Below are 22,889 nucleotides of genomic sequence, written 5' to 3' on the forward strand. Positions count from 1 at the left end.
CCCGTTCTGGAGGAAATGACATGGCAAGCATCCGTACCGCCCGCGTCATCGCTGCCGCCGCAGCCCTGCCCCTGGCCGCCGCACTCTTCTCTGGTGTCGCGACGGCGGACAACGGCTCCTTCGCGGACGACGGATCGAACGCCGCCGTGGCGACGGTCAACGGCAGCGGCGTCGGTGACGACAACGAGGGCAACTCGTCGACGTCTCAGCAGGTGGCGACCGGCTCGGGCGCCTCGAACCAGAACAACACCGCCCAGGTGAACGGCTCGGCTTTCACGGCGATCGACCAGTCGAACGAGAACATCGCCGTCAACTTCACCCACCTCTGGTGAGGTGACGGCCCTCCGGGGTAGCTCCTGGGGCCTGCTCGATGGGGTGTGTGGCGTTCTGCGCGGCGGTGCATCTGCACCGCCGCGCAGGCGTGTTCGTGCACACAGGCGTGTTCGTGCACACAGGCGTGTTCGTGCACACAGGCGTGTTCGTCGCGCCGGCTTCGCTTCCGGGGCGATCTCTTGACACCAGAACAGTTTCTGACGGACAGTCAGAAATCATTGTCGGTGCGACGCCCGTACGCGGACGCCCGTACGCGAAGGAGAGGCCGCCGCCGTGCACCTCGCCCCCACCGAACGCCAACAGCAGCTGCGCGCCGAACTGCGCGCGTACTTCCGCGATCTGATGCCAGGAGGGCCGCCCGAAGGGGGCGACCTGGAGGGGCAGCGCCGACTGCTGCGGCGCATCGGGGCCGACGGGATGCTCGGCCTCGGCTGGCCGGTCGAGTACGGCGGGCAGGGGCGCGGGCCCGACGAGCAGTTCGTCTTCTTCGACGAGGCCTACCGCGCGGGCGCGCCCGTATCGATGGTCACCCTGAACACTGTGGGGCCGACCCTCATGAAGTACGGCACGGATGAGCAGAAAGCCGCGTTCCTGCCGCGCATCCTCAGTGGGGACCTCGTCTTCGCGATCGGGTACAGCGAGCCGTCGGCGGGCACCGATCTGGCCTCGCTGCGGACGCGGGCGGTGCGTGAGGGCGCGGTGCGTGAGGGCGCGGGGCGCGAGGGTGCCGTTCGTGAGGGCGCGGGGCGCGAGGGTGCCGTTCGTGAGGGGGTCGTGCGTGGCGGTGCGGGGCTCGGGGAGCCTGACGCCGCGTGGATCATCGACGGGCAGAAGATCTTCACGTCGAACGCCCAGAACGCCGACTGGATCTGGCTGGCCTGCCGCACCGACCCCGAAGCCCCCAAGCACCAAGGCATCTCGATCATCCTCGTGCCGACCGACGCCACCGGGTTCTCGTGGACGCCGATCGAGACGGTCGGGGGTCTGACGACGACGGCCACGTACTACGACGGGATCCGCGTCCCCGCCACGAACCTCGTCGGCGAGGAGAACGGCGGCTGGGGGCTCATCACCAACCAGCTCAACCACGAGCGGGTGGCGCTCGCCGCGATCGGCATGCAGGCCGAGGATTTCTACGCCGCCGCCCTCTCCTTCGCTCGTACACCCGATCCGGTGACGGGTGAGCGCCGGATTGACGCTCCGTGGGTTCGGTCCAGGCTGGCCGAGGCGCAGGCCCGGCTCGCTGCAACGCGCCTGCTCAACTGGCGTTTGGTGGGGGATGTCGGGGCGGGTGTCCTGGCGCCGGGAGACGCGAGCGGCGTGAAATTCGTGGGAACCGAATCGGCCGTGGAGGTGTACCGAATATGTCAGGAAGTCACGGGCGAGGCGGGGCTGGTGCGGGGCGGCTCACCCGGGTCTTTGGCGCTCGGCACGGGCGGTGAGGGGGAGTTGGAGCGGATGAACAGGGCTGCACAGATCAATACGTTCGGGGGCGGGGTGAGCGAGGTGCAGCGGGAGATCGTGGCGACGATGCGCCTCGGGATGCGGAGGGGGCGGCGATGACTGATCGTTCACATCGCTCGGGTGTCTCAGATATCGCGGATGTCTCACATCTCTCACAGCACCCGTCTCTCTCGTATCTCTCGTACGAGATGTTGAAGACGTTCGAAGGGCAGGCGGCCGCCACGTCGGGCGTGGGCAAGGACCTGGTCAACGAACCGATGATCCGGCATTGGTGCGAGGCCATGGGGGACTGCAACCCGGCCTATGCGGGGGCGGATCCGATCGCGCCGCCGACCATGCTCCAGGCCTGGACGATGGGCGGGCTCTCCGGACACCAGGGCCGTTCGGCGGCGTACGACGAGCTGTTCGCGCTCCTGGACGGCGCGGGGTACACCTCGGTCGTCGCCACGGACTGCGAGCAGGAGTATCTGCGGGCGCTGCGGCCGGGGGAGGAGATCACCTTCGACGCGGTCATCGAGTCGGTGTCGGAGCGCAAGACGACCAAGCTGGGCACGGGGCACTTCGTCACGACCCGGATGGACGTCAGAGCGGACGGCGAGCCGGCGGGGACTCATCGCTTCCGGATCCTGAAGTACGCGCCCGCGCAGCGGAAACCCCAGGCCCAGGCCCAAGCCAAGCGCCCCCGCCCTGTGATCAATCGGGACAACGCCGGATTCTGGGAGGGCGTTGCCCGGCACCAGCTCCTGATCCAGCGCTGCGGCGGCTGCCAGACACTGCGCTTCCCCTGGCTGCCCGGCTGCAATGCCTGCGGGGCGCTCGTATGGGACACGGTCGAGGCGAGCGGCGAGGGCACGGTCTACTCGTACGTCGTCATGCACCATCCGCCCTTCCCCGCCTTCGACCCCCCGTACGCGGTCGGGCTCATTGACCTGGCGGAGGGTGTGCGCATGGTCAGCAATGTGGTGGGTCTGCCCAGCGACAAGGTGCGGATCGGGCAGCAGGTGCGGCTCGAATTCGCGCAGGTCGACAAGGAGTTGGAGCTTCCGGTGTTCCGGGCCGTCGAGGGCATGGCGGGGGGCGAGGGCTGACATGGACTTCACACCCACGGAAGAGCAGGCCGCGGCACGGGACCTTGCCGCGGAGATCTTCGGGGACCAGTCCACACCCGAGCGGCTCGCGGCGGCGGGCTCGGGGTCGGGCACGGGGTCGGACGCCGAGCTGTGGAAGGCGTTGTGCGCGGCGGGGCTTCCGGGCGCGGTGGAGGATGTCGGGTTGCTCGGCCTTGTGCTGCTGCTGGAGGAGCAGGGCCGGGTGACGGCACAGGTGCCGTTCGCGGCGAGCTGCGTCTATGGACTCCTGGCAGTGGCGGCACACGGCACGGAGGAGCAGCGGGGGCGGCTGCTGCCGGGACTGCGGGACGGTACGGCGGTGGCGACGGGGGCGTTCCCGGCGCGGGGCGGCGTGGTGGTCTCTGTAGAAGGGGCGCCGACCGGCGAATCGACCGGGGCGCAGACCGGAGCGCAGACCGGGACGCTGACCGGGGCGGTGCCATGGGTGCCGTGGCTGCGGGATGCCACGGAGGTTCTGGTGGCGGTGCGCGAGTCGGAGCCGAGGGGTGGCCACAGCCTGTGGAGGGTGCGGGTGGCGGACGCGGAGACCGAGCCCGTGGAGCTGACCGCGCCCTGGGCGGCGGGGCGGCTGGTCCTGGACGGGGCCCCCGGGGAGCGGATCGGAGGCGAAGAGGCGTACGACGACGTCCTGGCGAGCGCGCGGACAGCGTTCGCGGGGCTGCAGGCCGGGGTGTGCGCGGGCTCGCTGGCCCGCGCGGTGGCCCACACGAACGAGCGGGAGCAGTTCGGTCGGCCACTCGCGGCCAAGCAAGGGGTCCAACTCCGGGCGGCGGACGCCCATATGGACACCGAGGCGATACGGGTCACGGCGTACGAGGCGGCCTGGCGCCGTGACGCCGGACTGCCGTACGGCACACATGCGCTGACCGCCGCGTGGTGGGCGTCGGAGGCGGGCAAGCGCGTCGTGCACGCGGGCCAGCATCTGCACGGTGGCATGGGTGCCGACCTCGATCACCCGGTGCACCGGCACTTCTTGTGGGGGCGGCAATTGGACGCGTACCTGGGATGCGGGAGTGAAGTGCTGCAGGAAATGGGGGACTTGATCGCGGCTGAGGCAGCTGAGGCGGCTGGAGCGGCTGGAGGGGACGGATCAGTTGGAGCGACTGGAGCGGACGGATCATCTGAAGCGAACGGAGTGCAGGGTGCCGTGCTGAGCGGGCAGGAGGAGACGGCATGACGGGGAGACAGACCGCCGGCGGGCGCGACAGCGGCGGTGTGCGGGTCGGTGACGAGTTGCCGGAGCTGAGCATCCCGGTCACCCGGACACTGATCGTCTCCGGAGCGATCGCGTCGCGGGACTACCAGGACGTGCACCACGACTCGGTGATCGCCCAGGAGAAGGGCTCCCCCGACATCTTCATGAACATCCTGACCACGAACGGCCTGGTCGGCAGGTACATCACGGACCACTTCGGCTCCGGGGCGATCCTGCGCAAGGTGGCGATCAGGCTGGGGGCTCCCAACTACCCGGGGGACACGATGGTGTTGACCGGTTCCGTCGAGCAGGTCGACGGCGATACGGCCACGGTGAAGGTGGTCGGGGCCAACGACATCGGCAAGCACGTCACCGGCACGGTCACGGTCACGATCCCGGCCTCAGCCTCAGCCTCAGCGCGGGCCTCAGCCTCAGTCCCGGCCTCGGGCGACGCAACGGCAGGGGGCACGGCATGAGCGTACGCACGCGTGATCAGCTCGGCGGGAAGGCGGCTGTCGTCGGGATCGGGGCGACCGAGTTCTCGAAGGACTCGGGACGCAGTGAGCTCAGACTGGCCGTGGAGGCGGTGGGCCTCGCGCTCGACGACGCGGGACTCGGCCCCGCCGACGTCGACGGCATGGTCACGTTCACCATGGACACGAACCCGGAGATCACCGTCGCGCAGGCGGCCGGGATCGGGGAGCTGTCGTTCTTCTCGCGCGTCCACTACGGCGGAGGCGCGGCCTGCGCGACCGTCCAGCAGGCGGCGCTCGCGGTGGCGACAGGTGTGGCCGAAGTCGTCGTCTGCTACCGCGCGTTCAATGAGCGGTCCGGCCGGCGGTTCGGTTCGGGGGTGCAGCATCGGGAGCCGTCGGCGGAGGGCGCGGCGCTCGGCTGGTCGTTGCCGTTCGGACTGCTGACTCCCGCATCCTGGGTGGCGATGGCGGCCCAGCGTTATCTGCACACCTACGGCCTCACCCCCGACGCCTTCGGCCATGTGGCGGTCACCGACCGGAAGTACGCGGCGACCAACCCCGCGGCCTATTTCCACGGGAAGCCGATCACGCTCGCCGAGCACGCCGCGTCACGCTGGATCGTCGAGCCGCTGCGGCTTCTGGACTGCTGCCAGGAGACCGACGGCGGGCAGGCGATCGTCGTGACGAGCGTGGAGCGGGCCCGGGACCTGCCGAAGCCACCGGCGGTGATCACGGCGGCGGCCCAGGGCGCGGGCCGGGCGCAGGAGCAGATGACCAGTTTCTACCGCGACGACCTGAGCGGGCTGCCGGAAATGAGCGTGGTGGCCCGGCAGTTGTGGCAGAGCTCCGGCCTCACTCCGGCGGACATGGACGTGGGCATTCTCTACGACCACTTCACGCCGTTCGTGCTGATGCAGCTGGAGGAGTTCGGGTTCTGCGGGCCGGGTGAGGCGGCCGACTTCGTGGCCGAGGAGGCGCTGCCGCTCAACACGCACGGAGGGCAGCTCGGGGAGGCGTATCTGCACGGGATGAACGGCATAGCGGAGGCGGTCAGACAGGTGCGCGGCACGTCCGTGAACCAGATACCGGGAGCCGCGCGCACGCTCGTCACCGCGGGCACCGGTGTCCCCACATCGGGGTTGATTCTGGCGGCGGACGGCTGAACGCGGCGCGTGTCCCGGGCCGGGCGTGGGCCCAGAGCCCTTCACTCGGCGTATGCGCTGCCGAAAGCTGATGATGGGGCTTGTCCTTGCCGTCACCCTGACCGCCCTGGCGGTGGGCGTGCCACCGACCGGCGCCACGGGCAGACCCGAGGCCGACGAAGGACGGACGGCCGGTGCAGGTACCGGTACCGGCACGAGGTCCCACGGACCTGGGGCAGCAGCCGGACCCGGGGCAGCAGCCGCACCCGAGGCAGCAACCGGACCCGGGGCAGCAACTGGTCCTGAGGCAGCGCCAGGACCCGGTGCAGCCGCCGGGGCTCGCGGTCGCGCGGCCGGCTGGGCACCCGGGGTCTCGACCTTCCACGGCTGGGCCTTCGACACCTGCCTCACGCCGCCCGTCGGCACGATGCGCCGCTGGACGTCCTCCGACTACCAAGCGGTGGGCGTCTATTACGCGGGCCGCGGCCGAGCGTGCCAGCGCCAGCCGGAGCTGACCCGCGGCTGGATGCGGTCGGTGCGGGGGATGGGGTGGAAGGTGCTTCCGGTGTACGTCGGTTCGCAGTCGCCCTGTGTCGCCGCGCAGCACAAGCAGGACGTACGCATGGGGAAGGAGCCCCGGCGGCAGGGCAAACGGGAGGGGAGGGACGCGGTACGGAAGGCGAAGGCGCTCGGGATGCAGCGGCTCAGCCCGCTCTATCTGGACATGGAGGCGTACGCCCACCGGAAGAAGAAGTGCGCCGACGCCACCCTGGCCTTCGTGCGGGCCTGGGACCGCGAGGTGAGCAGGCTCGGGTACGTCCCGGGGTTCTACAGCAGCGCGAACTCCGGGGTGCGGCACATGGAGGCGGAGCGGCGGGCAGGGACGAGTGATCTGCCGGAGGTGATGTGGTTCGCGCGCTGGCACACGAGGCCGCACCTGTACCGCGAGCCCGTGCTGCCGGACGACGCGTGGCACCCCGAGCGGCGTATTCACCAGTACGCGGGGAACGTGAAGGAGCGGCACGGCGGGCGCACGCTGAAGATCGACCGGAACCTCATGCACGCGCCGGTGGCCCGGATCCGGTAGCCCCTGGGCCCGGACCCGGATCCGCCGGCCCTCCGCCTCGGACCCGCCAGGCCGGAGGGTTTGCCCCAGGCCGCCTCCAGGCCGTCCCCAGGCCACCCCCGAATCGCCCCCCAGTCCGGCCCGGAGTCGCCCCCAGTCCGACCCGGAGAGCGGCCCGAAGCGCGGTCCGGCCCGTGCCCCTCTCAGGGATGAACCCTCAGGGGTGTGCTCCGCCTCCTCCACCTTCAGGAGGTGGGGCTACCACCCCGCGTACAACCTGAGGCGGACAACGCTTCGGGACCTGCGGCCGATCCGCTGAAGTAGGGGTCGCTTCTAGCGTGGAGCCATGACCGTATCCATGGTGCCCATCTGCACCAGCGCATCGAAGGCCGCGACGCGGACAGCGAGTCCTTCGGCGTATCCGTCGTTCGCGTCGTACGTACGGGCACGGCAGCCCGTTTTGCTGCGCACCGCGCGCTCGCTGACCGCGAATCCGAGCGATGCCGAGGATTTGCTGCAGACCGCCCTCACCAAGACCTATGTCGCGTGGGACCGGATCCAGGACCATCGGGCGCTCGACGGCTATGTGCGCCGGGCCCTCCTGAACACCCGGACGTCGCAGTGGCGCAAGCGCAAGGTCGACGAGTTCGCGTGTGACGAGCTGCCCGAGCCCGAGGTGACGCCGGTCGCGGATCCGGCCGAGCAGCAGGTGCTCAGGGACGCGATGTGGCGCGCGATCATGAAGCTGCCGGCGCGGCAGCGGGCGATGGTCGTCCTGCGGTACTACGAGGATCTGAGCGAGGCGCAGACGGCCGAGGTGCTCGGGGTGTCCATCGGCACCGTCAAGAGCGCGGTGTCGCGTGCGCTCGGCAAGCTGCGCGAGGACCCGGAACTCACGCCGGTCCGGTGACCGAGGCAACCATGCAAGACCCCGCTCCCGGCCCCACCCCGGCTCCCGGCCCCAGCCCCGCTTCGGGCCCCAGCCTCGCTCCCGGCCCGGCCCCAGCCCCGCTCCCGCCCCCGGACCAGTGATCGTCGCAGCTCCGAAGGGCGTCCGATGGACCTTTCTTCTCCCGACCTAGTGACATACCGTGCGGTATGCGGCAAGAATCTGGCGAGCCCTACTGCCAGGTAGGTCATCCGGGAGCCGCCACGGATGAATGCCGCGCGCCCATCGGGAGGACGCCGTGCTGAGCACGATGCAGGACGTACCACTGACCGTCACCCGCATCCTTCGGCACGGGACGACCGTGCACGGGTCGTCGCAGGTCACCACATGGACCGGCGAGGCCGCTCCACAGCGGCGCAGCTACCGCGAGATCGGTGAACGCTCGGCCCAGCTCGCGCACGCGCTGCGCGAAGACCTCGGGGTCGACGGCGACGAGCGTATTGCCACTTTTATGTGGAATAACGCAGAGCACGTAGAGGCTTACTTCGCCGTCCCCTGCATGGGCGCCGTCCTGCACACCCTCAATCTCCGGCTGCCCGCCGACCAGTTGACCTGGATCGTGAACCACGCGGCCGACCGCGTCATCATCGTGAACGGCTCCCTCATCCCGCTGCTCGCGCCCCTTCTGCCGCAGCTGCCGACCGTCGAGCACCTGGTGGTCTCGGGACCCGGCGACCGCTCGCCGCTCGCGGGGATCCAGGCGCAGGTGCACGAGTACGAGGACCTGATCGCCGCCAAGCCCACGACGTACGATTGGCCCGAGCTCGACGAGCGCACGGCCGCCGCCATGTGCTACACCTCCGGCACCACGGGGGACCCCAAGGGCGTCGTCTACTCGCACCGTTCCATCTATCTGCACTCCATGCAGGTCAACATGAGCGAGTCGATGGGCCTGACGGACGCGGACACCACGCTCGTCGTCGTCCCGCAGTTCCACGTCAACGCCTGGGGCCTGCCGCACGCGACCCTCATGGCCGGCGTGAACATGCTGATGCCGGACCGCTTCCTGCAGCCCGCGCCGCTCGCCGAGATGATCGAGACGGAGCGGCCCACGCACGCGGCCGCCGTCCCCACCATCTGGCAGGGCCTGCTCGCCGAACTCACCGCGAAGCCGCGCGACGTCAGCTCGCTCGGCCAGGTCACCATCGGCGGCTCGGCCTGCCCGCCCTCGCTGATGGAGGCGTTCGACGCGCTGGGCATGCGCGTCTGCCACGCCTGGGGCATGACGGAGACCTCCCCGCTCGGCACGGTGGCCCGCCCGCCGGCCAAGGCCATCGGTACGGACGAGGAGTTCGCCTACCGCCTCACCCAGGGCCGTTTCCCGACCGGCGTCGAGGCACGCCTGGTCGGCCCCGGCGGCGAGCACCTGCCGTGGGACGGCGAGTCCGCGGGCGAGCTCGAGGTGCGCGGGCCATGGATCGCGGGCGCCTACTACGGCGGCGCGGGCGGCGAGGCCATCAAGCCCGACGACAAGTTCAGCGCGGACGGCTGGCTGAAGACCGGCGACGTCGGCGTCATCACGTCCGACGGGTTCCTCACCCTCACCGACCGCGCGAAGGACGTCATCAAGTCCGGCGGCGAGTGGATCTCCAGCGTCGATCTTGAGAACGCGATCATGGCCCACCCGGATGTCGCGGAGGCCGCGGTCGTCGCCGTCCCCGACGACAAGTGGGGCGAACGCCCGCTCGCCACCGTCGTGTTGAAGGAGGGCGCGACCCTCGAGTACGCGGCCCTGCGCGACTTCCTCGCGGGCACCATCGCCAAGTGGCAGCTGCCCGAGCGCTGGGCGATCGTGCCGGCCGTGCCGAAGACGAGCGTCGGCAAGTTCGACAAGAAGGTGCTGCGCAGGCAGTACGCGGAAGGCGAGCTGGACGTCACGAAGCTCTGACGCGGGGCCTCACCCGGGATACCGATGCGCCGCTCCCCCCACCGGGGGGGCGGCGCATCGCCGCATGTCGCGCCCTGAGCGATATCCCTGAGCGATATCCCTGAGCGATATCACTGAACGATATCCCTGAGTGCTATCGCTGAGCGCCAGACCTGAGTGCTATCGCGAGCGCCAGACCTGAGCGCTAGTTCGTGCCGATCTTCGCCAGCAGGTCCACGATCCGGCCCTGCACCTCGGTGCTCGTCGACCGCTCCGCGAGGAAGAGCACCGTCTCCCCCGCCGCGAGCCGCGGCAGCTCCGTCTGGTCGACGGCGGCGGTGTAGACGACGAGCGGGGTGCGGTTCAACTGGCCGTTCGCGCGCAGCCAGTCGATGATCCCGGCCCTGCGGCGACGCACCTGCATCAGGTCCATCACCACCAGGTTCGGCCGCATCTGCGCCGCGAGCGTCACCGCGTCCGCGTCGCTCTCGGCCCGCGCGACCTGCATGCCGCGCCGCTCCAGCGTCGCGGTCAGGGCGAGCGCGATCTCCTCGTGCTCCTCGATGAGCAGGACGCGGGGCGGGTGCTGCTCGCTGTCGCGCGGCGCGAGGGCCTTCAGGAGTACGGCGGGGTCGGCGCCGTACGCGGCCTCGCGCGTCGCCTGGCCGAGTCCCGCCGTGACGAGCACGGGAACCTCGGCTGCCACGGCGGCCGTACGCAGCGACTGCAGCGCCGTACGCGTGATCGGTCCGGTCAGCGGGTCCACGAAGAGCGCTGCGGGGAACGCGGCGATCTGGGCGTCGACCTCTTCGCGGGAGTTCACGATGACGGGACGGTAGCCGCGGTCGCTCAGCGCCTGCTGCGTGGTGACGTCGGGCGCGGGCCACACGAGGAGGCGGCGCGGGTTGTCCAGCGGCTCGGGCGGCAGTTCGTCGTCCATGGGCTGCGGCTGGGGCCGGTTGGCGACCTCGACCGCGCCGCCGGGACCGTCCAACGGCTCCGGGCCCTCGTCGGCGTCCTCGTCCGGTGCGCCTATGGCGTACGAGCGTCCTGTGCCCTCACTGGACGACGCGATCCGGGACTGCGGGTGCGCCGGAGCCTGGGGGTCCTTGCGGGCTGCGGCCTCGGGGCGGTCGTCGCCCGCGGGGGCAGGGGGAGTGGACAGCCTGCGCCGACGCCCGGAGCCGCCGACCGAACCGCCGAGCGAGCCACCGCCGCCGAGCGTGTGGGACTGCGACGGACCCGGAGCCGCGGGCTGCGCCGGTGCCTGTTCGGGCAGCGGGGCCGCGGCGGACTTCGGGGCATCGTGGGCGGCGGGCTGCTGGGCCGGAGCCTTCACTTGGGCCGGTGCCTGCTGGCCCTGCGGCGTCTGTGGCGTCTGCGGTGCCTGTGGCGTCTGCGGTGCCTGAGGTGTTTGCCGGCCCTGAGGCGACTGCTGGCCCTGAGGCGACTGCGGTGCCTGCGGAGGCTGCGGTGCCTGCGGGATCTGCGGTGCCGCCGCCGGGGTCTGGCCCTGCTGCAGGCCGAGGCGGCGCTGCTGCTGCTCGGCGATCTGCTGGCCGAACGGCACACCCTGGCCGAGCGTACGCACGCTGATCGCGCGCCCCTGCGTCGAGTTGGGGTCGCCGGGCGCGGCCTCGGCGGGCAGCGGCTGCGCGGCCCGCGCCTGGGCCCCGCGCTCGGGCGGGAGCGCGACACCCCTGCCGGGGGTGTGGACGCCCCGCGCGGGAGTGCCTTCGGCGTACGCGGTGGCCTGCGAGGGAGCACTGACGGCCGGGGCCTCTTGCGCGTCCCCCGCGGCACCGGCGGCCGGAGCAGCCGCAGGAGCAGCCGGAGCCGGGCGGGACCGGCGGCGGCCCGTCGGCGTCTCAGCCGGGTGGGGCTGCGGAGGGGTGTGGTCGTCGGCCGGGTGGTGCAGGGCCGCTTCGTGCTGCCCCGTGTCGTCCTGGTCCGCGGATGCGGGCGGCAGCGCGAAAACGCGCCCGCTGGGAGCCTCATCGGCGGCGGCGCGCTCCTTGGCGGCGGCCAGCGCACGGCGCCGACGCCCCGTGGGCCGGGCCGAGGCCTCGCCCGCGTCGGTGGAGCCGGCCGACCCGGCAACAGCCATAGCCGTGCCGACCCCGGAACCACTCGCCCCGGAACCACTGCCCCCGGCTCCCCCGGCGGCAGCACCCTCCTGACCACCACCGCTCGAAGGCAGCGCGGGCGGCAACGCCAACTGCTCGTCGCTCTGCCGTGCCCGCCGCCCGGAAGCGGCAGGGGCCACCGCCCCCGCGGGAACCGGCACGCCCTGCGGCGGCACCGTCTCCCCCAGCGCCGCCGACCCGGCCGCATGCTCGGCAGCAGTCACCACGGAGCCAACGGAGCCAACGGAGCCAACGGAGCCCACGGAAGCCACGGAACCCACCGAACCCACGGAGCTCCCTGCCCCCGCAGCACCCTCCGCGGCGCTGGGCCGCCCACGCCTCCGGCCGGTACCGCCAGAAGCCCGCGAGCCCTCGGCCGCCGGAGCGGACGCCTCCGAAGCAACCTGCGCCTCGGCCCCAGCACCGGCCTGCGCCGCCGCAGCCTCCGCGGCTTCCGCGGCTTCCGCGGCCTGCGCCGCATCGGCCTCCGCCGCACGCCGACCACGCCGACGCCCGGTCCCGCTGGGCGAAGCCCCGGCTCCTGATCCCACGCCCCCCGAGCCGGTCCCGTCCGGATCCGAACTCTCCAGGAACGAGTCGACCGAGGGCCCGGCAGCCCGCCGGGCCCGTCGCCGCCCGCCACCCGTGGCGGGCGAAGCCTGCGCGGGCACCACGACGGAGGAGCCGACAGCGGAGCCGACGGAACCGCCGGTCACCTCAGAGGCGGCCACCTCAGAGGCAGCCACCCCAGGGACAGCCACCCCAGGAGCAGCGGAAACCGTGCCGCCGCCACCCGCACCGATCGGTACTTCAAGAACGTACGCATTGCCGCTCATCCCCGGCACCTCATGCGTCTGCAGCACGCCGCCGTGCGCCTGCACGATGCCCCGGACGATCGGCTCGTGCACCGGGTCTCCCCCGGCGTACGGCCCCCGCACCTCGATGCGGACGACCTCGCCGCGCTGAGCGGCGGCCACGACCACGGTCGAGTCCACGTACCCACCGGCGGTCACGGTCGGAGCCGCACCGGCGCGCGCGTTGCCCGTGGCATCGATCCCCGCCACGTCGGCGACCAGGTGGGCGAGCGCCGTGGCGAGCCGCCCCGGGTCCACCTCGACCTCGATCGGCGGCGCGTGCACCGCGAACTGCGCGCGTCCGGGCCCGATCAGCTCGACCGCGCCCTCCACGCCGCTCGCGACCACGGCATCGAGCATGACCTTCGCGCACGACAGCTGATCCGCACCCGAGTCGAGCAACTGGAAGCCCAGCACATTGTCGACAAGCGTGGTGATGCGCGCGTACCCGGCGGAAAGATGATGGAGAACCTGGTTCGCCTCGGGCCACAACTGCCCGGCGTCATCGGCGGCGAGGGCCGACAGCTCGCGCCGCAGCTCGTCGAGCGGCCCCCGCAGGGACGATCCGAGCACGGCCAGCAACTGCTCGTGCCGCGCGGCCAGGGCGTCGTACCGCGCCTTCTCGCGCTCGGTCAGCTCCTCGAACCGGTCCTTCTCGCGCTCGGCGAGCGCCGCGTACCGCTCCTGCTCGGCGGCGATCTCCTCGGCGCGCTGCTCGGCCGCGGCGGCGAGTTCCGCCGCGTGCCGCTCCGTCGCGGCCCGCAGCTCCTCCGTACGCCGCTCCGTCGCGGCCTTCATCTCCTCGGCGTGCGCCGCGATCGCGGCCTCGTGCTCCTCGGCAAGCGCGTCGTAGGGCCGCCGGTCGGTGAACGTCATGACCGCGCCGACGAGCTGGTCCCCGTCCCGCACCGGCGCCGTCGTCAGGTCGACCGCGACCCGGTCGCCGCTCTTGGACCACAGGACCTGCCCGCGCACCCGGTGCTTGCGCCCGGAGCGCAGCGTGTCGGCGAGCGGGGACTCCTCGTACGGGAAGGGCTCGCCGTCGGCGCGGGAGTGGAGCACCAGGTTGTGCAGCTCGTGCCCGCCCAGGTCGCTGGCCCGGAAGCCGAGTATCTGCGCGGCGGCGGGGTTGACGAGAACGACCCGCCCCTCGGTATCGGTCCCGACGACACCCTCCGCGGCGGCGCGCAGGATCATCTCGGTCTGCCGCTGGGAGCGCGCGAGTTCGGCCTCGGTGTCCACGGCGCCGGAAAGGTCGCGTACGACGAGCATGAGCAACTCGTCGCCGGTGTAACCGTAATTGTCGTAGGCGTCCCGAATGTCTTCCAGGTTCGAGCTGGTGACCTCGACGGGGAACTCGCTGCCGTCCGTGCGGCGCGCGGTCATCCGCGTCGGCTTGGTCCGCCCGCGCTCGTCGATGGAGTCGGGCCTGCGCATCGATCCGGGAATCAGCCGGGAGTCGAACTCCGGCAACAGATCGAGGAGCCCACGGCCCACGAGGGCGGTACCCGGGGTCTCGAACGCCTCGAGCGCGATCGCGTTCGCGTTCACGACGGTCCCGTTGGCGTTCACGAGGACCAGCGCGTCCGGAAGCGCGTCGAGTATGGCTGCGAGGCGAGCAGCGCCTCGGGATGGCCTGCTGCTCACGACGACGCTTCCTCCCTGGTTACTGCTGCTTGCCGACTCGCCCAGGCCATCTTGCCCCGCGGCCCGCGGCGTGTCACGGGAGGGAGTCTACGGGGAGTGGTTGTGCGCGCGACGCCGGATGAGAGGGAGGTCGCACGCAGAAGATGTGAGGCTTCCGTACCGCCTGGTCACGACGAGGTGGCGGGCAAGCGGTCTCAACCGTGGCCGGAACTACTCCCGCCTCTGGCCGGAACGGATTGCCCGGGGCTAGCCCGCGACCTCGGGAAGTACCGGGACGAGCTTGTCCCACCGGGAGATCTCGCAGCCGTTGGCGCGGTTGTACGTCGCGTCGACGGGCCGGCCGTTCCAGGTGCCGGTGACGTGCGCGGTGGCGGGACCGCCGTACTGCATGGTGCAGACCGAGTCGGTCGGCATGGGCGCGAAGGTGTCCTTGCCCCACGTGCCTTCGTCGAGTTTCGAGCACGCCTCCTCCGCCCGGGGGTGCGTGCCGCCCGACGGGTGACATTCCAGCTCGAACGTCCCGTCCCGCCCGTCCCCGGCGTCGGTGACCTTCACCGTGAGCCGGTCGGGGGTCGATTCGGTCAACGGCGTCGACAGGTGCACGGGGGTCATGTCGGCGTGGGCGACGGCGGGCGCGGCGGACAGCGCGGCGACGGACGCGGCGGCGGTGAGGACGAGACGGCGCAGCATGACGGGCTCCACTGGGTGCGGGATACCGGGTACGCGAACACGTACGGGCTCTGTCGCGTCTAACGCCGTTGACGCCGCGACGTTGCGGGCGCGGGAAGCGCTTTGCCCTGCGGGCCGCCCGACTAGTACCGTGGAAGCCGCGATTGGTGACACGCCGCCCGGCTGTGTCATCATCTGCACGCACCCCTCGCGTTCGCGCAGGTGTGCAAGCTGGAGGCGTCGCCTAGTCCGGTCTATGGCGCCGCACTGCTAATGCGGTTTGGGACTTAAATCCCATCGAGGGTTCAAATCCCTCCGCCTCCGCCGCAAGATCCCGAAGCCCCGGTCCACTGGACCGGGGCTTCGGCGTTTTACCGCCGCGAAGCCCTGTTTCCGCAGGTCGCAAGCGGTGCGGCAAACGGATTTCACATGGCGGCGGCGGTCATGTAATGTTCTTCCTGTCGCCGCGAACGGGCCGAAAGGCCGGGGAGCGAAGACAACAAAAGAAAAATCAAGCACTCGTAGCTTAACGGATAGAGCATCTGACTACGGATCAGAAGGTTGCAGGTTCGAATCCTGCCGAGTGCACACAGGTAAGAGGCCCCCGGAGATCATCCGGGGGCCTCTTGCGTTGCCCGTACAGCAGCGAAGTACAGCAACCGCCTCAGCCGGTGGCGTCCATCGCGCCGGACAGCTGGTCGAGTGCCGAGCGCACCTCTTCCTCGCTCGCTTCCGCGTAGACCTCCATCGTCATGGCGATCTGCGAGTGCCGCAGGATGCGCTGCGCCACCTTCGGGTGCACCTTGAGGGCGACCAGGAGCGAGCTGCACGTGTGGCGGGTGTTCCGCAGCGGGATCGCACGGAGGCTGGCGCGACGGGCCCGCAGGGCGAACATTCGAGTCATGTTGCCCGGCTCGATCGGGGTCCCGTACTTCGTGGTGAAGATCAGGCCGTGCCTGTCCTGCCAGGCGTCGCCGGCTGCATTGCGGTCCCCGGTTTGCTGGGCACGACGCATCCGCAGAGCCTTGAGGCACAGCGCGGGCAGCGGCAGGAAGTCGTCGGAGTCCTCCGTTTTGGTCTCGCGGTGGAGGATCTGAGTGCCGGCGCGCTGGATCTGGTGATCCACGTACAGCTCGCCAGCTTCGAAATCGACGGACTTCCACGTCAGGCCCAGGACCTCACCGCGGCGCAGGCCGAGGCAGAGAACCAGCATCCACGCGGCGAACAGGTGATCATCCCGAGCGGCGGCGTCGGCGAGGAACTGGCCGGCTTCCGCAACCGACCACGGCTTGATCCGGCGACGCCGCGGCTTGGGCACCTTCACCAGAGAGGCGACGTTCCTACTGATCTCCTCTTCGGAGACGGCATGCGTCAAGGCAGCCCGCAGGGCGTCGCGGGAGGCTTGGATGACCCGGCGGGAGGGGTACGCCTCGCAGCAGTCTCCGACCGCGCAGCACTTCCGGCGTGCCGGCGCACGCTTTGCATCCTTGCCCTGAGCACAGCACTGGCAGACCGTCGCCAGCTTGGTCAGCCACTCACGTACGTCCCGGACGGACAGCCGATCCAGTCGCTTCGGCCCGAGGTAGGGAGCGATGTAGAGGCGCACGCAGCCCTCGTACGAGACGTACGACAGCGGGGCGAGGTTCGGCTTAACGATCGAGTCGAGCCAATACGCCAGGAAGACGGACACCGTGCGATGCCGAGTGGCGACGGGCCCCTTCTTGGCTTCAGCGTGGAGGTTGAGCCACTTCTCGTGCGTCTCCTCCCGTGTCTTGCCGTAGGCGTACTTTCGGGCCCGTGTGCCGTCCGGCTTGGTCACCCAGACGTAGGCCGCAAAGCCGTTCTTGTACGGGTAGATGGACCCCTCACCGTTGCCCCGCTTGCCACTCATGCTGCTTCCCCCTCAGCCAGACGGGCGCGACGCTCGACGTACTCATCCACGTAGCGGGGAAGGATGCGGCGGCTACCCCCGTCCTTGATCGAACGGATCTCACCGGTGAGCACCAGCATCTTGGTCTTGGAGAGGCCATAGCCGAGCATCACGGCGACCTCCTTGGTCGTGTGCCACTTCGGTTGGATCACTGTCGTCGTCATGCTGCGGCTCCTTCCGGGACGGGTTGGTCGTGCAGCGCTTCGCGTGCGGTTTCGCGGTTGAGCTGGAGATCTCGGGCGATGGTGGCGGCGAGGGCGGATTCACCGGGTGTGTGTCCGTGACCGGCGTATTGCCAGGAGGCGAGGACAAGCACGGTGTCCGGTTCGTGGCCGTCGAGGCCGAGGGCTTCGCGTTCTTGGGTGGCTCGGTAGTCGGCTCTGATCTGTCGCAGGGTGCCGAGGGTGGTGGAGTAGCGGCGGGACTTTGAGCTGAAATGGCCGCGGAAGCCGAGCATGTGAGCCCAGGCGGTGAGCCGGCGCTCGGGGTAGGCGGGGGCGAGGTCGAAGCAGGCTTCGATCAGGCGGCGGGGGTGCTCGGGCAGGCCCAGGAGTGTGGCGGCTTCTCGGTTGCCGATGCGGCGGTCGACAGTGCCGGTGTTCTCGGCGGCTTTGGTGGCGTACTTGGCGACGTAGGAGGCCACAGCCTGTTCGGTGATCTCGGAGCCCTCACCGAAGGCCTTGATCGGGCGGATGTCGAGTTGTCGGCCCCAGCGCAGTTGCCAGCCGTCCAGGTAGCCGGCGTCCGAGGCGGGCGGGACGGACACGGTGACGTAGGGGTGCGTGGCAGCCGCGCGGATAGCTTGGGTGAGGAGTTCGGTGTTCGCCCAGGTAGGGGGCGGGGTGTCGGGTCCGTCTGGTCCGTCGATGCGGATCACGGCGTGGAAGTGGACGGCTCCGCGTTTCTGGAATTCGGCGACCTTGCCGTACGAGAGCCGGGCCGACTCTTTGAATGCTTTCTGTGTGATGCCGACTTGGGCGGCGATCTCGCGGCGCAGCCGGTTGACGAAGCGGTGCCAGAGGTCGCCTGCGTGGTTGTTGAAGAGCACGGCGCCGGCGTAGTCGTACCGGTTCGGGTCGAGTGGGGTGCCAAGTGTCGGGTCATCGTCGCGGTGGACGGTTCCGCAGCGGCATACGCCGTGAGTCGGCTGGTTGTGGACCGGCCCGAACGAGGGCGCGGTGAGGGTGGCGAAGACGCGCGGTCGGTGGCGGATGGTGGCGGGGATCTCGTGTCGGGTATCGCCGATGAGTCCGGCGCGGATGAGGTGGTAGGTGTCGCCGGCGTAGGTCCAGGCGCAGGCTGGGCAGCGGGAGGCACGTCGGTTGCCGCACGCGATCCGTAACCGTCCGCCGGGCTCGTCTTCGGTCGAGTAATGCCGCAGAGTTTCGCCGGTAGCGCGGTCTTTGGTGAGGGACCAGCCGGTGAGGTGGATCGGGTCGGAGCAGCCGCCGGTGCGTCGGATCTGGTCTTGCCAGCGGTCGAAGCGGTCGGAGCCGGCCACCTTCAGCATGTCGCTGAGGGTGGCCGTATCCAGGCCCGCCAGGGTGGTGGTGTCACTCACGCGATCACCTCCTGCCGAGCGGTACGGAAGGCGGTGGCGATCCAGCGTGTGTAGGCCGGGGGGATGGCTTCGGTGAGTTCCTGGCGGATGTCGGTCCAGGTGATGCCCATGGCCTGTTGCATCTCGGGGATGGTGGCTTTGCCGCCGCCTTCTCCGTATGCGGCCACGTAGGGGCCCTCGCGGTAGATGCCGTGGCGGTAGCCGCGGACGTAGCCGCGGTGGCGGGGGTGAGCCGGCTGCATGGTCGACCAGCGACCGAGTTCGAAGTGCCGGTGCCGCAGCACGCCGAGCCCGAACATTTCGCCGCACAAGGTCAGATCACGACGGACCGGTGCCCTTCCGGTGGGTTGTTCGATGACGTACGGCAGGCCGGTGGTGTCGAGCAGGGTGCGGAGTTCGGGGATGAGTTGAGTGTGCTCGCGACCCCAGCCCTGTGACTGGTTGGTGCCGATGGTGAGGGCGCAGCCGGCTTGGCAGGGCGGGGAGGCGTGCACGAGTGCGTAGCGTTCGATCTCGCCCGTAGTGATCAGGTGGGCGAGGTATTCGAGGGCATCTCCGCGGTGGTACATGAAGGGGTATCGGGGGCGGTCGGCGTTGTCGCAGCCGTCGACCTGGAATCCGGAGAGGTGGTAACCCCAGCCGGCGCCACCGGAGCAGCAGAACAGATCCAGAACCCGAGAGCTGATCATGTGGCACCGCTCAGGGTGCGGGCGGTCAGTTCGTCGAGCACGTTCGCGGCCTCATTCGCGGCCTTGGCGAGGTCGCGCAGGGCGTCAGCGGTTCCAAGGTCGGCTATGAGGACGACATCTACCTCACCGTCACCGACGCGCAGGCTGACGAAGGGGCCGGCGCTGTGCCGGTCGGTGCCGTCAAAGATGCGGATCACGGATTCGGTTTCCGGGGTGATGTGCGCGGAAACGGTCAGGAAGTTCATGCGGCCACCGTCCAGACCGCCGTGTCGAAGCGGCGGGCGCGGACGGTCCCGGTGCCGTGGCAGGCCTTGCAGTAGGTGGTGATCAGGCGGCGGTGCCCGTTGCGGTCGCGTCCGCCGAGGGTGACTTTGACGGTGGCGAAGCCGTCGCAGTTGCCGCAGATGCGGGCCGAGGTAGGGGTGGGCTGGGTCATGATGGAGGTTCCTTCCGGTTGAGAGATCGGGTAGGGGCGCGGGCCGTCCGGGCGGCGGATGCTTGGTCGTTGAGGCCGCCCGGAGGGCCGGTCAGCGTCCCTTGGCCTGCGTGGTGATCAGCGAGCGGATGACCAGGGCGCAGATGGCGAGCGCGGTGGCGGTGATGGCGACGGCCAGGAGCATGGAGACCAGGACCGCGCCGACGACCAGCACCACGGCCGTACCGGCGCCGATCACGGCGAGCACCGATCCGGTGGTGAGCTGCACCGCCGGCCGGGATGCGGCAGGCGCTGGCGGTGTAGGGGCGGGGTGGGTGCAGGCGCATGGGGCACTGATGTGGTGCTGCGGGGCGACGTTTCCCAGGGTGGTGATGGTCGGGATGATCTCGCCGGTCGGGATCTCGTTGACCGGCACGTGGGGCTTGAACATGATCTGAACTCCTCTCCGGTGCGGGTTACTTGATGGCTGGGTCGATGGCGGGGGCGAGCAGACTGTCGGCGAGGATGTAGCCGCCGATCACCAGGACGATCACGAGCCAGAGCGGCGGGCGGACGAGCTTGACGCCGACCACGGCCAGGCAGCCGATGAAGAACCACAGCGGGACAGACACGGCGTATTCCTTCGGGTCAGGTGCGGATGCGGCAGCGGTGGCCCTTGGCAGCCATGCACACCGCGGAGTAGGTGTTGAAGTCGGCCGACCAGCCGCATCGGTCGGTGGTGCAGGTGGCGATGTAGGCCTTGTCGCCGTCCCTACCGAGACCGCGTCCGACCTCCACGGGGCCGTAAGCCATGAGGCGCTGGAACAGGAATCCGTGCGGCATGACGTGTCCTTCCTTTCGGGTCAGGTGAGTTGGGCGGCGATCGCATCCGCCATCGGGGCGGGAACGCCGAGGCGGGCGCGCAGAGTGTCGAGATCGATCGGGCTACCGGTACGGGCCTGGTGGTCATCCGCGAGCCGGCGAGCGTGCGCCACCAGTGCGGGCGGCGCCTCCACGGCGGGCGCGGACGGGGCTTCGGGCAGCGCCACGGGAGGCTCCACAACGGGGAGCGGTTCTGGCTCCGGGGTCGGCTCGCGGTCCCGTGTCACGGCGATGGGCTCGGGTTCTGGGCTGGGGGTGTGATCGACGGGCGCCGGGGTGGGGCTGTGGGCCAAGAGGGTGCCGCCGAGGAAGGCGAGCGCGGGCCAGCCGGCGACCCCGAAGCGCAGCCAGCCCGGAGGGTGGGCCAGGTCGAGGAAGCCGGCGGTGGCGACGTTGGCGCCGAGCGAGGCGACCAGGGCGACCAGGAACCAGCACCAGGCCAGCCGGGAGGGTCCGTCACTGCGCAGCCGGCGCCAGGCGGCCACCAGGAGCAGATCGACGGAGATGGGGTAGGCCCAGGCCTTCCAGCCGGTCTGTCCGGCGGCGGCGGCCAGGTCGTGCAGGTGGGCGAAGGACAGCGCTCCGGCGATCACGGCCTGTACGAGCACGGCATCCGGGCGGATCGGACTGTTCATGTCGCTTCACCTCCTTCTGGGGGTTGGACCGGGGCGGGGCGGGATCGAGTCCGGCCGCCCGACCCGGGCGTGTTCAGTCGGTGGGGGCTTAGCCGGTGCCGAAGCAGCCGAGGCAGATGCCGTTCTGTTGGCCGATGACGCGTTTGCCGCGGCCGACGCGGACACTGACGGGAACCTCACCGGTGCCCTTGCACGGCTTGCACGGCTGGGAAGCCGGCGGGCGAACCGGAGGCTTCTTGCGGGCCATCGCCGTCACCGCTTTTGACGGGCGGCAGCTTCGACGTGCAAGCGGGCCTTGGTGGCGATCTCGTCCCGGTACTGGATCGCGCGGCCGGTGACACCGCACGAGCACTGGAAGTTGAAGTAGCCGAACCCGGCGTCATAGACCTGGGTCTTGTGCTTCCTGCGCGGCAACCTCATGACGGTTCCTCTCTGTGATCAGGCATGGGAGGGGTAGGGACCGGGCGCGATGCGGTCGCGCCGACCGATAGAGCGGGGAGGGTTCAGGCGGCTTCGGCGACGGGTTCGAGCGTCGCGGGCGCCTTGACGGTGTCGAGGTCGACGACCGGGCGGAAGCAGGCCAGTTCCGGGATATCCGGGGTGAGAGCGGCGTGCTTGTTGCAGGCGCTCACGGCTTCGCGCATCGAGGTGTGCGGGGTACGGATGCGCGTCCAATCGCCGTTGGAGTGGCCGACCACGGCCATGCCGGGGCGATCGTTGCGGATCTGTGTGGCCGCGAACACCGCGTGCGGGGAGACATCCCCGAATGCCATCTTCGCGCTGGATTCGTCGTTGACGCGGTGCGCCATCCGGCCGGTGAGCTGGGCACGGAGCATGGTGATGCCGTCGCCGAGTTCGGAGCCGAAGCGCTGACCGTAGATGTCGAGGAAGATGCCGGCGGCACGGCCGAGCTGGGCCAGGCGGACCAGGGCGACGATGATGCGCTCACGGCGCTTCTTCTCCGCCGACGTGGTGAACAAGGCCAGTTCGGCGATCTCGTCAATCGTGACGACCACCGGCACCGGCCGCAGTTCCTCGGGCAGACCCCAGATATTCGCGGTGATCTCCGCGTCCGGGGTGTCGGCACTGACGCGCTGCTCGCGCCGGATGACCTGATAGATCGCATCCATGCGGGAGACGAGGGCTTCCAGGAGATCGGCCGCATCGTCCGGGTTATCGGCCAGCGCGGTGAACCGGCGGGCAAGCGGGGCGATCTCGACACCCTGCTTGCAGTCGATGCCGACCAACGCGACGTACTGCGGGGCGAGTTCCTTGATGACCTTGCGTTGGGTGACGGACTTTCCCGAGCCGACCGCGCCCAGGGTGATCGAGTGCGGGACCTCTTTGTAGTCGCGGTAGTGCACCGAGCCGTCCTCACACAACGCCACCGGCACCCGCAGTTCACGGCAATCGGTCTTGGCCGGCATCTGCACCAGCTTGAGCACGTCATAGCCGGTCGTGGCGACCTCCATGACCCCGGGTTTGATCTCGCGTGAGGTGACCTGGTGGACGCCGAAGGCGTGCCGCAGCCGGTCGACCGCGGCCGAGTAGTCGAAGGCGTCCTGCCCCGGCAACATCCGAATCCGCAACAGCAGACCGGTACGGGTCGGCTTGATCCACAGCAGGCGCGGGACTCGTTGGCGGGGGGTCTGCCAGTTGAACATGCGGGCCATGGCCAGCCGCAGCCGTGAGGCGGGCTCCGTCAGGTCGCAGGCATCCATCACGGACGCGTACCGAAGGCGGACCTTGATCGCGGCGAAGACGATACCGAAGGTCATCCAGTACCAGGCGGGGCGGCGCCACCGAAGCAGCAGCGCCAGCCCGGCAACGACCACGAGTGCGATCGTTAACCACACCAT

23 protein-coding genes and 2 tRNA genes are annotated in these 22,889 nt (G+C 70.3%); 11 read left to right on the forward strand and 14 right to left on the reverse strand.

Annotated elements, in window-relative coordinates; genetic code table 11:
- Positions 1-20: 20 nt before the first annotated feature.
- The 9 genes from AC5P1C_RS05095 (at position 21) to AC5P1C_RS05135 (ending at position 9,643) form a co-directional block, all read left to right on the forward strand.
- A complete protein-coding gene (locus AC5P1C_RS05095; protein ID WP_493864428.1) occupies positions 21-332 on the forward strand; it encodes a hypothetical protein in 312 nt (103 codons plus the stop codon).
- A gap of 274 nt (positions 333-606) precedes the next feature.
- Entirely contained in the window at positions 607-1,896 is a 1,290-nt protein-coding gene (locus AC5P1C_RS05100; protein WP_493864429.1) for an acyl-CoA dehydrogenase family protein, read from the forward strand.
- 89 nt (positions 1,897-1,985) lie between these two features.
- Positions 1,986-2,885: a bifunctional MaoC family dehydratase N-terminal/OB-fold nucleic acid binding domain-containing protein gene (locus tag AC5P1C_RS05105; protein ID WP_493864430.1), complete on the forward strand. Its 900-nt coding sequence runs from the start codon at positions 1,986-1,988 to the stop codon at positions 2,883-2,885.
- 1 nt (position 2,886) lies between these two features.
- The gene (locus tag AC5P1C_RS05110; protein ID WP_493864431.1) at positions 2,887-4,104 is read left to right on the forward strand and encodes an acyl-CoA dehydrogenase family protein; all 1,218 of its coding nucleotides are present in this window, start codon (positions 2,887-2,889) and stop codon (positions 4,102-4,104) included.
- A 38-nt stretch (positions 4,105-4,142) separates the two neighbouring features.
- Positions 4,143-4,598: a MaoC family dehydratase gene (locus AC5P1C_RS05115; RefSeq protein WP_493864532.1), complete on the forward strand. Its 456-nt coding sequence runs from the start codon at positions 4,143-4,145 to the stop codon at positions 4,596-4,598.
- The gene (locus AC5P1C_RS05120; protein WP_493864432.1) at positions 4,595-5,761 is read left to right on the forward strand and encodes a lipid-transfer protein; all 1,167 of its coding nucleotides are present in this window, start codon (positions 4,595-4,597) and stop codon (positions 5,759-5,761) included. The genes AC5P1C_RS05115 and AC5P1C_RS05120 overlap by 4 nt, the downstream gene beginning before the upstream one ends.
- Before the next feature lie 406 nt (positions 5,762-6,167).
- The gene (locus tag AC5P1C_RS05125) at positions 6,168-6,827 is read left to right on the forward strand and encodes a DUF1906 domain-containing protein (RefSeq protein ID WP_493864433.1); all 660 of its coding nucleotides are present in this window, start codon (positions 6,168-6,170) and stop codon (positions 6,825-6,827) included.
- Between the two features lie 325 nt (positions 6,828-7,152).
- Complete coding sequence (locus tag AC5P1C_RS05130; protein ID WP_493864434.1) at positions 7,153-7,716, forward strand: SigE family RNA polymerase sigma factor; 564 nt, start codon at positions 7,153-7,155, stop codon at positions 7,714-7,716.
- Between the two features lie 277 nt (positions 7,717-7,993).
- A complete protein-coding gene (locus AC5P1C_RS05135) occupies positions 7,994-9,643 on the forward strand; it encodes a long-chain fatty acid--CoA ligase (protein ID WP_493864435.1) in 1,650 nt (549 codons plus the stop codon).
- A gap of 184 nt (positions 9,644-9,827) precedes the next feature.
- Here the strand turns inward: AC5P1C_RS05135 and AC5P1C_RS05140 are convergent, their stop codons facing one another.
- Positions 9,828-14,249: a PAS domain-containing protein gene (locus AC5P1C_RS05140; RefSeq protein WP_493864436.1), complete on the reverse strand. Its 4,422-nt coding sequence runs from the start codon at positions 14,247-14,249 to the stop codon at positions 9,828-9,830.
- 246 nt (positions 14,250-14,495) lie between these two features.
- Positions 14,496-14,939, reverse strand: coding sequence for an SSI family serine proteinase inhibitor (locus tag AC5P1C_RS05145; RefSeq protein ID WP_493864437.1), 444 nt, complete (start codon positions 14,937-14,939; stop codon positions 14,496-14,498).
- Between the two features lie 212 nt (positions 14,940-15,151).
- Between AC5P1C_RS05145 and AC5P1C_RS05150 the strand changes: the two genes are divergently transcribed.
- Both AC5P1C_RS05150 and AC5P1C_RS05155 read left to right on the forward strand, forming a co-directional pair.
- Positions 15,152-15,242: transfer RNA gene (locus AC5P1C_RS05150), tRNA-Ser, on the forward strand.
- Positions 15,243-15,433: 191 nt separating this feature from the next.
- Positions 15,434-15,506, forward strand: a tRNA-Arg gene (locus AC5P1C_RS05155).
- 76 nt (positions 15,507-15,582) lie between these two features.
- Here AC5P1C_RS05155 and AC5P1C_RS05160 read toward each other — a convergent pair.
- The 12 genes from AC5P1C_RS05160 to AC5P1C_RS05215 form a co-directional block, all read right to left on the reverse strand.
- The gene (locus tag AC5P1C_RS05160) at positions 15,583-16,809 is read right to left on the reverse strand and encodes a site-specific integrase (protein WP_493864438.1); all 1,227 of its coding nucleotides are present in this window, start codon (positions 16,807-16,809) and stop codon (positions 15,583-15,585) included.
- Positions 16,806-17,012: a helix-turn-helix domain-containing protein gene (locus AC5P1C_RS05165; protein WP_493864439.1), complete on the reverse strand. Its 207-nt coding sequence runs from the start codon at positions 17,010-17,012 to the stop codon at positions 16,806-16,808. Before AC5P1C_RS05165 ends, AC5P1C_RS05160 begins: the two co-directional genes overlap by 4 nt.
- Positions 17,009-18,409, reverse strand: a complete 1,401-nt coding sequence (repSA, locus tag AC5P1C_RS05170) for a replication initiator protein RepSA (RefSeq protein WP_493864440.1) — start codon at positions 18,407-18,409, stop codon at positions 17,009-17,011. The genes AC5P1C_RS05165 and repSA overlap by 4 nt, the downstream gene beginning before the upstream one ends.
- A complete protein-coding gene (locus AC5P1C_RS05175; protein WP_493864441.1) occupies positions 18,406-19,098 on the reverse strand; it encodes a DNA methylase in 693 nt (230 codons plus the stop codon). The genes repSA and AC5P1C_RS05175 overlap by 4 nt, the downstream gene beginning before the upstream one ends.
- Complete coding sequence (locus AC5P1C_RS05180) at positions 19,095-19,343, reverse strand: hypothetical protein (protein ID WP_493864442.1); 249 nt, start codon at positions 19,341-19,343, stop codon at positions 19,095-19,097. Before AC5P1C_RS05180 ends, AC5P1C_RS05175 begins: the two co-directional genes overlap by 4 nt.
- Positions 19,340-19,534: a hypothetical protein gene (locus tag AC5P1C_RS05185; protein WP_493864443.1), complete on the reverse strand. Its 195-nt coding sequence runs from the start codon at positions 19,532-19,534 to the stop codon at positions 19,340-19,342. Before AC5P1C_RS05185 ends, AC5P1C_RS05180 begins: the two co-directional genes overlap by 4 nt.
- A 91-nt stretch (positions 19,535-19,625) precedes the next feature.
- Positions 19,626-19,964, reverse strand: coding sequence for a SpdD-like protein (locus tag AC5P1C_RS05190; protein ID WP_493864444.1), 339 nt, complete (start codon positions 19,962-19,964; stop codon positions 19,626-19,628).
- A 25-nt stretch (positions 19,965-19,989) separates the two neighbouring features.
- Positions 19,990-20,145: a hypothetical protein gene (locus tag AC5P1C_RS05195; RefSeq protein ID WP_493864445.1), complete on the reverse strand. Its 156-nt coding sequence runs from the start codon at positions 20,143-20,145 to the stop codon at positions 19,990-19,992.
- A gap of 16 nt (positions 20,146-20,161) precedes the next feature.
- Complete coding sequence (locus AC5P1C_RS05200; RefSeq protein WP_493864446.1) at positions 20,162-20,356, reverse strand: mobile element transfer protein; 195 nt, start codon at positions 20,354-20,356, stop codon at positions 20,162-20,164.
- Between the two features lie 20 nt (positions 20,357-20,376).
- On the reverse strand, positions 20,377-21,030 hold the full coding sequence (locus tag AC5P1C_RS05205; RefSeq protein WP_493864447.1) for a DUF2637 domain-containing protein: 654 nt from the start codon (positions 21,028-21,030) through the stop codon (positions 20,377-20,379).
- Positions 21,031-21,282: 252 nt separating this feature from the next.
- A complete protein-coding gene (locus AC5P1C_RS05210; protein ID WP_493864448.1) occupies positions 21,283-21,450 on the reverse strand; it encodes a hypothetical protein in 168 nt (55 codons plus the stop codon).
- Between the two features lie 83 nt (positions 21,451-21,533).
- The gene (locus AC5P1C_RS05215; protein ID WP_493864449.1) at positions 21,534-22,889 is read right to left on the reverse strand and encodes an FtsK/SpoIIIE domain-containing protein; all 1,356 of its coding nucleotides are present in this window, start codon (positions 22,887-22,889) and stop codon (positions 21,534-21,536) included.

The sequence above is a fragment of the Streptomyces sp. A18 genome, from assembly GCF_059026065.1.

Bases quoted from the DNA above. Each gene is read 5' to 3' on its own strand.
- AC5P1C_RS05095 (WP_493864428.1), top strand. From the start codon at position 21: ATGGCAAGCATCCGTACCGCCCGCGTCATCGCTGCCGCCGCAGCCCTG.
- AC5P1C_RS05105 (WP_493864430.1), top strand. From the start codon at position 1,986: ATGTTGAAGACGTTCGAAGGGCAGGCGGCCGCCACGTCGGGCGTGGGC.
- AC5P1C_RS05110 (WP_493864431.1), top strand. From the start codon at position 2,887: ATGGACTTCACACCCACGGAAGAGCAGGCCGCGGCACGGGACCTTGCC.
- AC5P1C_RS05120 (WP_493864432.1), top strand. From the start codon at position 4,595: ATGAGCGTACGCACGCGTGATCAGCTCGGCGGGAAGGCGGCTGTCGTC.
- AC5P1C_RS05125 (WP_493864433.1), top strand. From the start codon at position 6,168: ATGCGCCGCTGGACGTCCTCCGACTACCAAGCGGTGGGCGTCTATTAC.
- AC5P1C_RS05130 (WP_493864434.1), top strand. From the start codon at position 7,153: ATGACCGTATCCATGGTGCCCATCTGCACCAGCGCATCGAAGGCCGCG.
- AC5P1C_RS05145 (WP_493864437.1), bottom strand. From the start codon at position 14,939: ATGCTGCGCCGTCTCGTCCTCACCGCCGCCGCGTCCGTCGCCGCGCTG.
- AC5P1C_RS05160 (WP_493864438.1), bottom strand. From the start codon at position 16,809: ATGAGTGGCAAGCGGGGCAACGGTGAGGGGTCCATCTACCCGTACAAG.
- AC5P1C_RS05165 (WP_493864439.1), bottom strand. From the start codon at position 17,012: ATGACGACGACAGTGATCCAACCGAAGTGGCACACGACCAAGGAGGTC.
- AC5P1C_RS05175 (WP_493864441.1), bottom strand. From the start codon at position 19,098: ATGATCAGCTCTCGGGTTCTGGATCTGTTCTGCTGCTCCGGTGGCGCC.
- AC5P1C_RS05180 (WP_493864442.1), bottom strand. From the start codon at position 19,343: ATGAACTTCCTGACCGTTTCCGCGCACATCACCCCGGAAACCGAATCC.
- AC5P1C_RS05185 (WP_493864443.1), bottom strand. From the start codon at position 19,534: ATGACCCAGCCCACCCCTACCTCGGCCCGCATCTGCGGCAACTGCGAC.
- AC5P1C_RS05190 (WP_493864444.1), bottom strand. From the start codon at position 19,964: ATGTTCAAGCCCCACGTGCCGGTCAACGAGATCCCGACCGGCGAGATC.
- AC5P1C_RS05200 (WP_493864446.1), bottom strand. From the start codon at position 20,356: ATGCCGCACGGATTCCTGTTCCAGCGCCTCATGGCTTACGGCCCCGTG.
- AC5P1C_RS05205 (WP_493864447.1), bottom strand. From the start codon at position 21,030: ATGAACAGTCCGATCCGCCCGGATGCCGTGCTCGTACAGGCCGTGATC.
- AC5P1C_RS05210 (WP_493864448.1), bottom strand. From the start codon at position 21,450: ATGAGGTTGCCGCGCAGGAAGCACAAGACCCAGGTCTATGACGCCGGG.
- AC5P1C_RS05215 (WP_493864449.1), bottom strand. From the start codon at position 22,889: ATGGTGTGGTTAACGATCGCACTCGTGGTCGTTGCCGGGCTGGCGCTG.